This is a genomic window from Mesobacterium hydrothermale, from assembly GCF_035818635.1.
GTDB classification, from domain to species: Bacteria; Pseudomonadota; Alphaproteobacteria; order Rhodobacterales; family Rhodobacteraceae; genus Mesobacterium_A; species Mesobacterium_A hydrothermale.
The window spans coordinates 1-13,863 of sequence record NZ_JAYLLH010000026.1 but is presented as its reverse complement, the minus strand read 5'-3'; the positions used below and the strand labels follow the sequence as shown (position 1 = coordinate 13,863).

Sequence of the window (13,863 nt, the reverse complement as noted above, 5' to 3'; positions counted from 1 at the left end):
ATACCCGTTCATATAAGTGTCGAAAGTTACGACACGGAAAATGAAGAAGGGAAACGCACTACATGGAAGTTCCCGTGTTCCACATGGCCAGTTTTTCGCGGTCTGGAGAAACATTGCTTCAACGCTGCCTGAATGCGCACCCTGACATTGAGGTTGTCCACCAGATCAACGAACCCGATACCCCGGAAGACCTTGAGCTTTTCCGATTTCTTATAGATTTTGAAGGCCAGTCCCTGCCCGCCGACCACCCGCTTCTGGCGCATCGGACGATTGGCGAAAATACCGTTCTGCTGCTCAAGAACGCGGTCTGGACCCATGCCTACCCGCGCCAGGGTTTCACACTGGTCCGCAATCCGTTCTCGCTGGTGGCCAGCGCCCATCGCGTTGCCCCGGACCCCGACCAGGCAGACCGTCAGCGCAAGCAGCAGCGGCGTTGGGCCACGCGGATCGATCCGCTGATGGAGGTCATGTCTCAGGGCGACAAGACTCTGGACGGCTTCCTGGCGCTGTACAACCGCAAGATGCTGCAGGACCGTCACGATGGTCTGCCGTTCCTGCGCTACGAGGATTTCGTTCAGGACCCTGAGACCTGGCTGCGCAAGATCGTTGCCCATCTTGGTCTGGACTGGAGCGAACGGGTGATGTTCTCGCACGAGAACTATCTTGAGGGAGAGGTCGGCCATGGCGGCATCAAGCTGTGGCAGCCGATCAATGCCGGGTCGATGGACAAGTACAAATCCATCCCGCCCGAAGTGCTTTCCTATATCTACGCCATGGCCCACGAAAGCCTGCGCCAATATGGCTATCACTGGGATGGCCAGGACCTGACCCTGACCCCCGTGCCCGGAATGCTCTGACCGTTTTTGTTGCAAAAATATTAAAAGGCGCTGATGCCCGATATGCTCTTAAAGAAGAAATCTTTCGCTGGTTACCTGTCCGAAGAACCAGTCAAGCTTTTCCGGCAAATGACTGTCGATACCGTCAATTTCAGCAAACTCGACGAGGAAGCCCTGCCATTTTCCATCGCGCAGGTCGATCATGGACTGGTGAATTCCAGGTTCCACATGGCTGACCCCGAGGTCGGGGCCTACGTGCCGGACCAGCAGAACACGGTGTTCCGGAATGTCTTTGCCGTCGATGAAACCGAGGATGGCAACGTTTCTATTTCCGAAGACCAGATCGTCCGCCACGCGGGCTCTGCGCTGGTGATCGGCGGCCACCGCAACCACTGGCACTTCCTGATCAACTTCATGCCCCGGCTGATGCAGATCGAGATCTTTGCCAAGGACCTGCTGGAAAGTGTCGACACGATCGTCATCCACGGGGAGATCAGCGGCTTCCAGGAAGTCATCCTGAAAGAGCTGTTCCCCGAAGAAAAGCTTCTCAAGCTCAGCAAGAACGAGAAGACCTGGCACCAGTTCGACACCCTGTATTTCCCGTCCATGGTGTTCAACACGCATTACCACCTGGAGGCGCTGCAGAAGACCCGCGATTTCATCCTGTCGCTGCTGCCCCCGGCCGACATGTCGACCGACAGCAAGGGGATCTTCGTTGACCGCAAGTTCCCGACGCCGCGCCGCCGTCTGGCCAATGGCCGCGTCGTCCTGCCGATCCTGGAAAAGCGCAACATACAGCGTGTCTTCAGCGAGGATTATACTGCGCAGGAACAGATCATGCTGTTCCACAAGGCACCGGTGGTTGTCGGCCTGCACGGCGCGGGATTTGCCAACCTGCTGTTTTGCAAGCCGGGTGCGTCGGTGGTGATCATCGATTACAAGTGGCCGTCGGAAATGTATGGCCTGGCCTATGTGCTGGGGCTGAACCCGATCCAGTTGCTGGCCCGTCAGGTGGCGGACGCCAAGTACGAGGCCAAGAACCCCGGGTTCCAGCCGCGGCTGCGCGACTTTGCCCCCAATCACAAGCAGGTTGACGCCGCGCTGTGCACCGCCTGGATGCTACGCGAAAAATACACCGCCACCGATGGCTAGACCCAAGACCTATTTCGACGCCAAGACCGCCGAAGACCGGGAGCGCGGGCAGATTAGGCTCGACCCCCGCAAGGTCGAGGCCAAGGGCGCTTTCCGGGTTGGCTATTTCACATCCTTCACCGGCACGGTGAAGGTACGGGGGCCGGTTTTTGTCGGCAGGTACTGCGCTATTGGCGACGATTGCCGCCTGATTGCCGGCAGCCACGACACCCAGATGTTCAATCTGCAGATCCGTCTGCAGCGGGATATCGGCGCCATTGGCGGGCACCACAGGAAAGGCCCGATCCGGGTTGGTCACAATGTCTGGTTCGGCGACAGGGTGATGGTGATGTCCGGTGTGACCATCGGCAACGGCGCGATCTGTGCCGGCGGTGCGGTTGTCACCTCGGACGTTCCCGACTTTGCCGTTGTCGGCGGCCTGCCCGCGCGGTTCCTGCGCTGGCGGTTCACCGAAAGCGTCCGGCAGCAGCTGAACGATCTGGCCTGGTGGGATTGGCCGCGGGACCGGATCGAACGCAACAAGGCGTTTTTCGAGTATCGCCTGGAAGCCGATGAAGACATCGACCTGTCGACACTCGTGGTGGATTGAGCCCGGGTCCGCCGGGCGCCACGCAGGACGGGCGCGGGCCGTTCAAAGAGTGCTGACTGGAGTGGCGGCAGCACCGCAAAGCTGGCCATCCGGCGGGGGCGCCGCGTGGAGTCTATTCAGGCAATTCCGGATTGACCAAAATTCAGACGCTTCTGCGGATCCCGCCTCTAATTTCGGCAGATATCTGGGGCAAGCGAACCATCACGTATGGCCTTCCCGGACCAGATCCGCTACCGAAGCGCCAGAAAGTTTTTTCGTTATTAAGATTCTGAACGGAGTCCTTTTGTGACAGCATCTTCCTTCAGCGCAGGCCACAAAAGCGAAGCGGCGGCGCAGCGCACCTTGCAGACCGAAGCCACGGCATTGCAGTATCTGGCCGAGAACCTGCCGGCGGATTTCGTCCCCGCGATCGAACGGATCCTGGGCGTGACCGGCCGGGTGATCGTGTCTGGTATCGGCAAGTCCGGCCATATCGGCCGCAAGATCGCGGCGACGCTGGCCTCGACCGGGACGCCGTCCTATTTCGTGCATTGCGCCGAGGCCAGCCATGGCGATCTGGGGATGATCACGCCCGACGACATCTGCCTGCTGCTCTCGAACTCCGGCGAAACCTCTGAACTGCGCGACATCATCTATCACACCAAGCGCTTCTCGATCCCGATGATCGGGATCTCGTGCAACCCCGACAGCACGCTGATGAAGGCCGCAGACTATCGCCTGACCCTGCCCAAGCTGCCCGAGGCCTGCCCGATCGGCATGGCACCGACCACCTCGACGACGATGACGCTGGCGCTTGGCGACGCGCTGGCCGTGGCGTTGATGGAAGAACGCGGCTTCAAGGCCGAGGATTTCGGCGTCTACCACCCGGGCGGCAAACTTGGGGCGCAGATGAAGACGGTGGCCGAGATGATGCACACCGGCGACGCTCTGCCGGTGCTCGATCATACCGCCACCATGCGCGATGTGCTGCTGACGATGACCTCCAAGGGCTTCGGCATCGCCGTGCTGACACGTGACGGGGTGATGAGCGGCGTGATCACCGATGGCGACCTGCGGCGCAACATGGAACAGCTGATGGACCACACGCCCGCGGAAATCGCCAACCCGACCCCGGTGACGGTGGCACCCGATTGCCTGGCGCCGGCGGCGCTGGCGCTGGCCAACGAACGCAAGGTCAGCGCGCTGTTGGTCGTCGATGACAAGCAGGCCCCGGTTGGGGTATTGCACATCCACGATTTTCTTCGAGCGGGGGTCATGTGAAAACGGTTCTGTTCATCCCGGCGCGCTATGCGTCGACCCGGTACCCGGGCAAGCCGCTGGCCATGCTGCGCCAGCCCGACGGCAGCGTGAAGTCGCTGATCCAGATGAGCTGGGAAGCGGCCTGCACAATCCGTGGCGTTGACGCGGTCTACGTGGCCACCGACGACGACCGCATCGCCGAGGCCGCGCAGGCGTTTGGCGCCGAGGTGGTGATGACCTCGGATGCCTGCGAAAACGGCACCGCACGCTGCGCCGATGCCCTGACGCGGCTGGAGGCAACGCCCGAGCTGGTGCTGAACCTGCAGGGCGACGCGCCGCTGACCCCGCCGTGGTTCGTCGAGGCCCTGATCGAGGCAATGCAGGCCGACCCGTCGGTCGGCATGGCCACCCCGGTGCTGCGCTGCGATCGCCAGACCTATGAGAATTTTGTCGAGGACCGCCAGAACGGCCGCGTCGGCGGCACCACTGCGGTGTTCGACCAGCACATGAACGCGCTGTATTTTTCCAAGGAAGTGCTGCCCTATATCGACCCGGGCAAGTTGCCCGACCCGATCCCGGTGTTCCACCACGTCGGCGTCTATGGGTACCGCCCCGAGGCGCTGGCGGCCTATGTCGCCAGCCCGGTCTGCCAACTGGAACAGCTCGAAGGGCTGGAACAGCTGCGCTTCCTGCACAACGGCACCCCTGTGCGCTGCGTCGAGGTCGATGCCCGCGGCCGGCTGTTCTGGGAGCTCAACAATCCACAAGACGTCGCCCGCATCGAAGCGGCACTGGGGGGGGTGTCATGATGACAAAACTGCCCGGACAGGCCTGAAATCAGAAGAGGTTTACAAGATGACAAAACCCATCAAGCGCATCCTGGTTCGAGGCTGTCCTCGCTCTGGCAACACCATGCTATATGTCATGCTGTGCAGCTGCTTCGAAAACGTGGCGCAGGTGCGCGGCGAAAAGGTCCCGGTCGATGCCCTGGTCTCGAATTTCAAGAAGGTGGCCGTCGCCAAGTACCCGCGCCCGGTGACCCCGAAGATCCTTGGCGAACACTACGAGGCAGCCCGCGAATTCATCGACAACCCGCCGGAAGACGCGCTGATGATCTTCATCGTGCGTGATCCGCGCGATGCGCTGATGTCCAAGCATGGTTCCTTCGGCAGCGAGCCGTTCCTGAAATCCGCCGCTGGCTGGTTCGGGGTGATGGACGAGATCCAGAAAGTCCGCGACCGCGACAACGTGCTGGTGCTGCGCTTCGAGGACATCGTAGCCGATGCCGACAAGATCCAGCAGCAGATCGCCGAGGCCAGCGGCCTGACAATTGCCGGCAGCTTCTCGAATTTCAACGAGATGGTCGAAAAGTCCGACACCATGTCCCTGACCGACCACAATATCGGCGAACTCAATGGCCTGCGCCCGCTCGATCCGACCCGGGTCTATGCCTACAAGACCGAACCGGCCGAGAACGTCCAACCCATCGTGGAAAAGATTCTGTCGCACGACGGGGCAGACGCGTTTGTCAAAAGCTTCGGGTATGACCCCTTGCAATAAGGCGCCGACCCGGATCCGGCGCGATGACCGTTACTGCCTAGTGGAGGGCATATGATCGACACCAAAACCGTCACCGTTGGCGATATCGAAATCGGTGGGAAAGCGCCCTTCGCGCTGATCACCGGCCCGTGCCAGCTGGAAAGCCTGGACCATGCCCGGATGATGGCCGAGAAGATCGCCGAGGCCTGCGCGCCGACCGGCACGCGGTTCATCTTCAAGGCCAGCTACGACAAGGCCAATCGGTCGTCCATCACCACCCAGCGCGGTCTGGGCATGGACGAGGGTCTGAAGATCCTCGGCCAGATCAAGGCGGAATTCGGCGTGCCGGTTCTGACCGACGTGCATGACGCCAGCCAGTGCGCCCCGGCGGCCGAGGTCTGCGACGTGCTGCAGATCCCGGCCTTCCTGTGCCGCCAGACCGACCTGCTGCTGGCCGCCGGCGAGACCGGCGCCGCGCTCAACGTCAAGAAAGGCCAGTTCCTGGCGCCGTGGGACATGGGCAATGTCGCCGCCAAGATCGCCAGCACCGGCAACGAACGGATCCTGCTGTGCGACCGCGGCACGTCCTTTGGCTACAACACGCTGGTCAGCGATTTCCGCGGCCTGCCGACCATGGCGCGCACCGGCTATCCGGTGGTGTTCGACGCCACCCATTCGGTGCAGCAGCCCGGCGGCCAGGGCACGACTTCGGGCGGGCAGCGCGAATTCGCGCCGGTGCTGGCCCGCGCCGCCGTGGCGGTCGGCGTCTCGGCGCTGTTCATCGAGACCCACGAGGATCCCGACAACGCGCCGTCGGACGGCCCCAACATGATCCCGGTGCACCGCATGGCAGAGCTGATCGGCCAGTTGCGCGCGCTTGACGATCTGACGAAATCACAGGCCGAGATTACCTTCTGACGCCGCTCACTCCCGTTATCAAACAAGAGGATTGTACCGAATGGATCGCGATCAAACTGCAAAGATTGCAGAGCAGGTCAGCATCATGATGCAGCTGGACCGTACCCGACATCATGTTCCGACTGAAATCGACACGAAGGCCATGGCCAATGTACCGGCCTATATCGCGTCGGTCTTCGAAGAGGCCAATGCCGTCGGGTCGATGCTGTCGCCGACCGAAGCCTATAACCTGATCAACAAGCGCGTGTCGCAAATCCAGGCCCAGCTGTACCTGATGCGGGTCGAGATGGAGAACCGCTTTACCCGCGATCCGTCCAAGATCTACGAAGACCCTCTGGCAATCTCGGCCTACGGCGAGCGGATCGAAACCACGACGAAGCTTCCCAGGACGTTCAGCTTTGGCCCCGAAATCCTGGCCTACGGCTGGTACCCGCTGGAACAGTCGGGCGACGAGTCGCGCCGCTGGATGCGGCCGGGCGATCTTTCGGTGGCCTGCGTGCCGCACCTGGGCACCGTCGACCAGATCGTCGAAGTCGAGGGCTACCTGCTGGAAGCCGAGCAACTCGACTCGCTGGAAATCCGCATCGGCGACACGGTGGCAGAGATCGAACGCTCGGAAGGCAACCCCACGCATTTCGTGGCGCGCATGACGTTGTCGGCCGAAGCCATCCGCCCCGCAAGCTTCGTCTCGATCGAGTTCCGGCTGAACGCCTTCCGCCAGCCCAACGCGATGGACACCCGTCTGCTGGGGGCCAACATCGGTCATTTCACCATCCGCCCCGTGGTTGCCGACGCACCGGCCGACGCTGAAGCAGAAGCTGGGAAGGCAGACACATGAAAATCGCCGCACTCGTTGATTTCCCGTACTGGGAAGGCAATGTCGGCACCGCGATTCGTATCGAAAGCCTGTGTCAGTCGCTGGCCAAGGTCTGCGATCTGACGGTGGTCAGCAGCGTCACGCTGCATTCCGGTCACCAAAGCTTTGCCGAAGATGCCCCGTATCGCCTGATCGACCGTCAGACCCTGAAAGAAATTGACAAAAGACTGACCGGCATTGTCTATCCAAGGGTCCGCAAGGACCGCCTGTCAACGGTGCGTTCGGTTGCGGAATTCTGCCGTATGGAGAATTTCGACGCGGTTCTGACGCCCTATTTCAACCGCGACTGGATGGCCGAGCACATCCCCCCCGAAACCCTGCGGATCGTCGATACCATTGACTGTCAGTCGCAGCGGACCCGGTCGTTTGCGGCGCACGGGCTGACGCCGACCTTCCCGATGACGGCGGCGGCCGAGGGCAAGCAGCTGGACCGTTACGACATCGCCCTGGCGATTTCTGACGAAGACCACGACGAGTTTACCCAGATCACCCGTACCCCGGTCATCACCGCACCGTTCCGGTTGCCGGTGAACGATCTTTACCGCGTGCGGGCCAATGCCAACGAATTGCTGTTCATCGCCGCCAAAAGCGACGTGAATGACATGAGCCTGGCCTACCTGCTGCGCGACGTGCTGCCGCTGGTCGATCGCCCGGTGCGGCTGAACATCGTAGGCAACGTCACCGTCCCCGAGTACCGCCCGGCCAACACCGAGGTCATCTGTCACGAACGGATCGAGGACCTGAGAGAGATCTACACCAAGGTCGACCTGGCTCTGAACCCAACCTATGCCGGGGGCGGCGTGAAGACCAAGACACTGGAAGCGATTGCCCATGGCGTGCCGGTGATCTCTTCCGACGAAGGGGCCCGCGGGCTGCACCATCTGTTGCCCGAGCCCCTGATCGTCAATGACAAGGAGCAGTTCGCCTATGTCACGGGCCTGCTGCTGGACAACAACCGGCTTCGGGCGCGCCTTTCACAACAGATGATGGCCAATCTTGCTTCCGAAGCCAAGGAAGACTGGCTTGACCCCTTCCTGCACATGGCCCGCGCGGCCCGCGCAGCCAAGCTGGAGGCAGCAGCGGCACGATGAGCAAGACAACCACCAAGAAAGCCCGCTCGCGGCCCGAGATCAAGCGGATCGTCTTTTCGGGCGATTTCCTGCGGCCCTCGGTGGCACAGTTCCGCCCGACCCAGCACGAGAACATCCAGTGGCTTTATCGCCTGCTGGAGGTGCCCCTGCAGATGGCCACCGGCCTGCCGACGGAAATCGTGCACTGGGACAACAACTGGCTGAACATGTCGCGCATCGACCGCGCCACCGCCGGCGCGATCTATGCCTCGTTCTGGCAAGAACCCAACATCAACTCCTGGCCACACCTGTTCGAGGCCCAAGAACTGGCCCCGGTCGTCGAAGACATGTTTCTGCGGTTTTTCGAAGACAGCTTCGTCGTCGGTTTCGAACTGCCGCCCTATCTGGTGCATTTCCTGGACCGGAACGGAATCGACTTCGTCGACTGTTCATTGTCGCCGATCCGTTTCATGGACGACTTGTTGTTCGATGTCAGCGCCAGTACCCAGGACATGACCGACGCAATCCGCGGCTACGCGCTGCCCGAGGCGCTGATCCGGTTGCAGGCCGGGGTGGTCTCGTCGAACGTCGCCAAGCAGAACCCGCGCCCGCCACGGCCGAACTCGCTGCTGCTGATCCTGCAGACCCAGTTCGACAAGGTGGTGATCGAGAACGGCCGTTTTTCCACCGTTCTTGATCATCTCGACGCGGTCATGGACCTGACCCAGACCTATGATCACGTGATCATCAAGGAACACCCGCTGGAGCCGCAGAAAGACGTGCTGGAACGTCTGACGAAACTGATCCCCGACAACAGCGTGTCGACGGACAATTTCTATGTTCTGGTGTCGCATCCCAACGTGCAGGCGGTGGCCGCCCTGTCGTCGAGCTGCGTACTGGAGGCCCAGTATTTCGGCAAAGACGGACATTACCTGATTCCCGGCTTCTCGCACGACAGTTTCTCGGTCGGGATCGAGGGGTTCAACATCGGCGACGATGTCATCATGCCCGATTTCTGGCGCGATGTTCTGGCGTCTTCGAACTGCCCGGTGACCGAGAAGGACGGCTTGCGCCTTGGCGTGAAACCGAACCGCTTCCGCCAGCAGATCCGCAGCGCCTGGGGATACAACCAGATCGATACAGACATTCCGGTCCGCTGGGCCGGTCACTAACCCACGCGACCCCGGGCAGGACAGATTGCACTGAGCCGACGGCAAGGCTATCAGAAGCTCATTGCAGTTTGCTGGCCTGTGATGGGGTCACAAGTCAAAAAAGGAAACGACGTGAAAAAAGCATTTATCACCGGAATCACGGGCCAGGACGGGGCCTATCTCGCCAAACTGCTTTTGGAAAAAGGCTACGAAGTGCACGGCGGCGTGCGCCGGATCTCACAGCCGGAAACCACGCGGCTCGACCTGTTGGGGGTGACCGGCGACGTTCATCTGCACGAATTCGACCTGACCGAGCAGATGAACATCTACCGTGTCATCCGTGACGTGGAGATGGACGAGTTCTACAACCTCGCCGCCCAAAGCTTTGTCGGCGCGTCGTGGGAACTGCCGATCTACACCGCCGAGGTGGACGGCATGGCCGTGGTCAAGATTCTCGACACCCTGCGCACGGTGCGCCCCGACTGCCGCTTCTACCAGGCCTCGACCTCGGAGATGTTCGGCCTGGTGCAGGAAGTGCCGCAGAAGGAAACCACCCGGCTCTACCCGCGCTCGCCCTATGGCGTGGCCAAGGTCTATGGCCACTACATCACCATGAACTACCGCGAGAGCTTTGACATGCACGCAAGCTCGGGCATCCTGTTCAACCACGAGAGCCCGCTGCGCGGCAAGGAATTCGTGACCCGCAAGATCACCCTGGGTCTGGCGGCGCTGGCCCATGGCGGCACCGCGCCGGTGGAACTGGGCAACATGGACGCCAAACGCGACTGGGGCTTTGCCGGCGACTATGTCGAAGGCATGTACCGGATGCTGCAGCAGGACCAGGCCGACGACTACGTTCTGGCCACCAACGAGACCACGACGATCCGCGACTTCTTCACCTTTGCCGCCAGCGCGCTTGGCATGGACCTGGTCTGGGAAGGCGAGGGCGAAAGCGAAACCGCCACCGACACCAAGACCGGCAAGCAGGTGATGAAGGTCAACCCGCGGTTCTATCGTCCGGCCGAGGTCGAACTGCTGATCGGCGACCCCAGCAAGGCCCGCGAAAAGCTGGGCTGGGAACCCAAGGTCACCGTGCGGCAGCTGGCCGAGATGATGGCCAAGTCGGATTACGACGCGCTCGCCTGATCCGGTCCGCGCAATCAGGAGAGAACGATGTCGCACACACAGCGATTGCCAGAACCGGTCCGCGCCCTGCTGCGCCCGGTGGCACGCATGGTCCGCAAGGCAGCCGAGGCCAACAATCCCGACCCGTACAAGGGGGTCGTGGACGGGGTCAACAGCGAAGGCATGCTGCGCGGTTGGGTCTTCGACCGCCGCACCCGCAAGGGCTATGTTTCGGTCGGCCTGTTTCTGGGCGACACTCTCCTGGAAAGTGGAACAGCACAATACCAGCGCGACGACGTTGCCGCCGCGCTGGGAGCCGAACCGACCTGCGGTTTCCAGTTCATGCTGAGCGAGAAACTGGTGCGCAAGGTCGCGGAAAACGGCGGAATCCTGAAGGTCCGGACCATCGGGGACCAGAAATTCGAGATCGGCGAGGTCGAGCTGAAAATGGATACCCGAGAACCTTCGAACCCGGGGGATGCGACGATCGTCAAGCTGGCCCACGCGCTGCGCGACGATGTCCTGGAACTGCTGGACCTGCTGGACGACGTGCCCGACGATGCCGGCGCCCCCGCAGAGGTGATCCCCGCGCCGTTCGAGAAACACGCGCTGATGTTCACCACCGAACGGGTGATCCCCGACATCCCGCTCAGCGGTCAGCCGGCCTATCTCGATTACGTGCGCTACCGCTATCGGATGGACGAAAGCTACGAGGTGGCGCCGGGGCTCGAAAGCTCCGACCGGTTCATCTACTGGTACCTGACCGCCTATCGCGCCCATGAAAAGCGCCGGGTCCCGCTCAGCCGCGACCTGATCGCCTATCTCAACGAACCGATCGTGATGGGGGGCCAGACCTACTCCATGAGCCGCATCATGTGGTGGCGCATGGCCGGGCGGCCGGACCTTTTGTCCTCGACCAACCTCAACGACCGCGACAGCTATCTCAACACGCTGTTCTGGTGGGCGCACCAGGACTGCACCCACATGTATTTCGAAGATTGCCTGGTCCCCGACCGATTCGCCGATTTCCTGCGCGGCATCCACCCGTCGCGCCGGCTCGACGCCTACCCGCTGAGCTATTTCACCGAGCGCTATTTTCTCGACACCCCGTCGCTGCATGTCTTCGACCCGGGCTCGCCTGAGGGCCGCAAGGCGCTGGCGCTGTCGATGCTGGTCAAGGCCGTGCGCCGTCCCGACCTGCTGCGCTATATCCCGCACGGGATCCTGGGCAAGCTGCTGACCGCCGACAAGACCGGCGTGACCGAGCTTGAGCGCTTCGTGAACGCGCTGCTGGCCACCGGCATCATCGAACTGCCGGTCAAGACCGAGGACAAGGATACCGCCGAAGACGGTTCCGGCAACGCCAAAGACGCCAAGGCGAGTACCAAGGCGAGTACCAAGACGGGCGCCGGGAACGACGTCGTGGCCCTGGCTTCGGTCTCTGACACGGGTGCGGACGACGACGACAGCGCAGGGCAAGACGACGCCCTGCCCCATGTCGCGCTGAGCCGCGAACGCTATGCCCACGCGCTGCGCAAGAAGGATTTCGACCTTGCCAGCTATCGGTTCCTGACGATCTCGCCCAACGGCGACCGGTTCGAATCCGCGGCGATCCCGCGCCCCGATGCGGGCGAAGAGGTCGACGTGCAGCTGATCGGCCCGCTGGCCAAGGCATCGGGCCTGGGCCAGGCCACCCGCCTGTCGGCCGAGATCCTGCGCGAAACCGGCCTGTCGATCCGCGGTGTCGATTTCGACCTCGACAACCCCGCGCCGGAAGGCTTCAGCTCGGACACGATGATCGAGGATTACGGCCCGGCCAAGATCAACATCATCCACCTGAACGCGGAATCGATCCCGCTGGCCTTTGCCTATCAGCCCGACGTGTTCTCGGGGCGGTACAACATCGGCTATTTCTTCTGGGAACTGGACCAGCCGGCCTATTGCCACTACCTCGGCATGGAAATGCTGGACGAGATGTGGGTGTCGACGGAATACGGCGTCGAGATCTACACCAAGGACGAGCACGGCAAGCCGGTGATCAATGTCGGCATGTGTTACGAAGACACTCCCGGCATCACCCGCGAAGACGCCCGCGCCTTCGTCAACCGCCGCTTCCTGTTCAACGACAAGCACTATGTCTGCCTGGTGGCCTTCGACAGCTTCTCGTTCGTGCAGCGCAAGAATCCGGTCAGCGTGCTGGAAGCGTTCCAGAAGGCGTTCAAGGGCGTGCCCAACGCCCGCCTGGTGGTCAAGACCCAGAACCGCGACTCGGTGTTCGACGCGGTCCAGGTGCAGCTGTGGGACCGGGTCGACAGCATTGTCGCGTCCGATCCGCGCATCGTGGTGATGAACGAAACCCTCAGCTACCGCGACCTGCTGCGGCTCAAGGCCGGCTCGGATTGCTACATCACCCTGCACAAGTCCGAAGGCTGGGGCTTTGGCATGATCGAGGCGATGAACCTTGGTGTGCCGGTGGTCTGTACCGCCTATTCCGGCAACATGGATTTCTGCAGCGACGAAACCGCCTGGCTGGTGGAGTACGAGGAAAGCCTGCTCAAGCAGGGCGATTACATCTTCGTGCGCAAGGGGTCGAAATGGGCCGAACCCAGCGTCGAGCATGCAGCCAAGCAGCTGCGCGCCGCCTATGACAACCCCGAAGAGCGGCTGGCCCGCGCCAAGGCCGCGCAGGACTTCATCCACAAGGAATTCTCAAGCAAGGCCATCGCCAAGCGCTATGGCGGACGGCTGCGCGAAATTCTCGAAACACTCGGCAAGGCACCAGGCACGCCCGCGCCGCGCCGCACCGGGACAAAGGGATAACGGCTGATGACCGATGCGCGGCAAGACAAGCGCCTGATCATTCACCTGGGCTATCACAAGACCGGCAGCAGCTCGCTGCAGCACTGGCTGTTGCAGAACGCCGATGCGCTGTCGTCGCACCTGGCCTGCTACAACTTGGCCGACGGCAGTTCGAACCCGCTGAAATTCGCCGCCCAGGCGCTGGTCCTGGGCCGGATCGACGCCCCGACCTTCCGCAACCACGTGGAAAAATGGGCCGAGCTGTTCCGCAGCATCGAACACCCGGTGATCTGCGTCACCGACGAAGGCCTGCCGGGGCTGCCGCTGGGATCGCTGACCGATGAGTTCCGCGAGACCGGGATCTACCCCCGCGCGCCCGAGATCGTCGGCATCATGGCCGAGGTCTTTGCCGAATTCGATCCGGTCTTCGTGGTGTTCGAACGCGCGGCAGAGCCCTGGCTGAAGTCGATCCACAACCAGATGCACAAACAGGGCTGCGTCTCGGACGACTATGTCGAGTTCCTCGAGCGGTTCGAGCCCAACGTCGACTGGCCGGCGATGCGCGCAC

The 13,863-nt window shown here is 62.1% G+C and carries 12 protein-coding genes and 1 pseudogene; all 13 read left to right on the top strand.

The annotated features are described in order from the left end of the window. Positions 1-62: 62 nt before the first annotated feature. On the top strand, positions 63-857 hold the full coding sequence (locus VK792_RS15350; protein WP_326298606.1) for a sulfotransferase: 795 nt from the start codon (positions 63-65) through the stop codon (positions 855-857). Positions 858-965: 108 nt separating this feature from the next. Continuing rightward, positions 966-1,988 (top strand): glycosyltransferase family 61 protein, encoded by a 1,023-nt coding sequence (locus tag VK792_RS15345; RefSeq protein WP_326298604.1) that lies wholly within the window; start codon positions 966-968, stop codon positions 1,986-1,988. Then, on the top strand, positions 1,981-2,577 hold the full coding sequence (locus tag VK792_RS15340; RefSeq protein ID WP_326298602.1) for a CatB-related O-acetyltransferase: 597 nt from the start codon (positions 1,981-1,983) through the stop codon (positions 2,575-2,577). The genes VK792_RS15345 and VK792_RS15340 overlap by 8 nt, the downstream gene beginning before the upstream one ends. A 285-nt stretch (positions 2,578-2,862) precedes the next feature. Then, positions 2,863-3,837, top strand: a complete 975-nt coding sequence (locus tag VK792_RS15335) for a KpsF/GutQ family sugar-phosphate isomerase (RefSeq protein WP_326298600.1) — start codon at positions 2,863-2,865, stop codon at positions 3,835-3,837. Then, positions 3,834-4,625 carry a 3-deoxy-manno-octulosonate cytidylyltransferase gene (locus VK792_RS15330; protein ID WP_326298598.1) on the top strand — a complete coding sequence of 264 codons (792 nt, stop codon included), beginning with the start codon at positions 3,834-3,836 and terminating at the stop codon, positions 4,623-4,625. Before VK792_RS15335 ends, VK792_RS15330 begins: the two co-directional genes overlap by 4 nt. 46 nt (positions 4,626-4,671) lie before the next feature. Then, a complete protein-coding gene (locus tag VK792_RS15325; protein WP_326298596.1) occupies positions 4,672-5,376 on the top strand; it encodes a sulfotransferase family protein in 705 nt (234 codons plus the stop codon). A 51-nt stretch (positions 5,377-5,427) separates the two neighbouring features. Next, complete coding sequence (kdsA, locus tag VK792_RS15320; RefSeq protein WP_326298594.1) at positions 5,428-6,273, top strand: 3-deoxy-8-phosphooctulonate synthase; 846 nt, start codon at positions 5,428-5,430, stop codon at positions 6,271-6,273. A gap of 40 nt (positions 6,274-6,313) precedes the next feature. Next, positions 6,314-7,111: a hypothetical protein gene (locus VK792_RS15315; RefSeq protein ID WP_326298593.1), complete on the top strand. Its 798-nt coding sequence runs from the start codon at positions 6,314-6,316 to the stop codon at positions 7,109-7,111. Then, a complete protein-coding gene (locus VK792_RS15310) occupies positions 7,108-8,241 on the top strand; it encodes a glycosyltransferase (protein ID WP_326298591.1) in 1,134 nt (377 codons plus the stop codon). Before VK792_RS15315 ends, VK792_RS15310 begins: the two co-directional genes overlap by 4 nt. Further along, the gene (locus VK792_RS15305; RefSeq protein WP_326298589.1) at positions 8,238-9,392 is read left to right on the top strand and encodes a hypothetical protein; all 1,155 of its coding nucleotides are present in this window, start codon (positions 8,238-8,240) and stop codon (positions 9,390-9,392) included. Before VK792_RS15310 ends, VK792_RS15305 begins: the two co-directional genes overlap by 4 nt. Positions 9,393-9,503: 111 nt before the next feature. Continuing rightward, positions 9,504-10,517 (top strand): GDP-mannose 4,6-dehydratase, encoded by a 1,014-nt coding sequence (gene gmd, locus VK792_RS15300; protein ID WP_326298587.1) that lies wholly within the window; start codon positions 9,504-9,506, stop codon positions 10,515-10,517. A gap of 27 nt (positions 10,518-10,544) precedes the next feature. After that, positions 10,545-13,316, top strand: coding sequence for a glycosyltransferase (locus VK792_RS15295; protein WP_326298585.1), 2,772 nt, complete (start codon positions 10,545-10,547; stop codon positions 13,314-13,316). A 6-nt stretch (positions 13,317-13,322) separates the two neighbouring features. Beyond that, a pseudogene (locus VK792_RS15290) lies at positions 13,323-13,863 on the top strand (hypothetical protein); the annotation flags it as partial.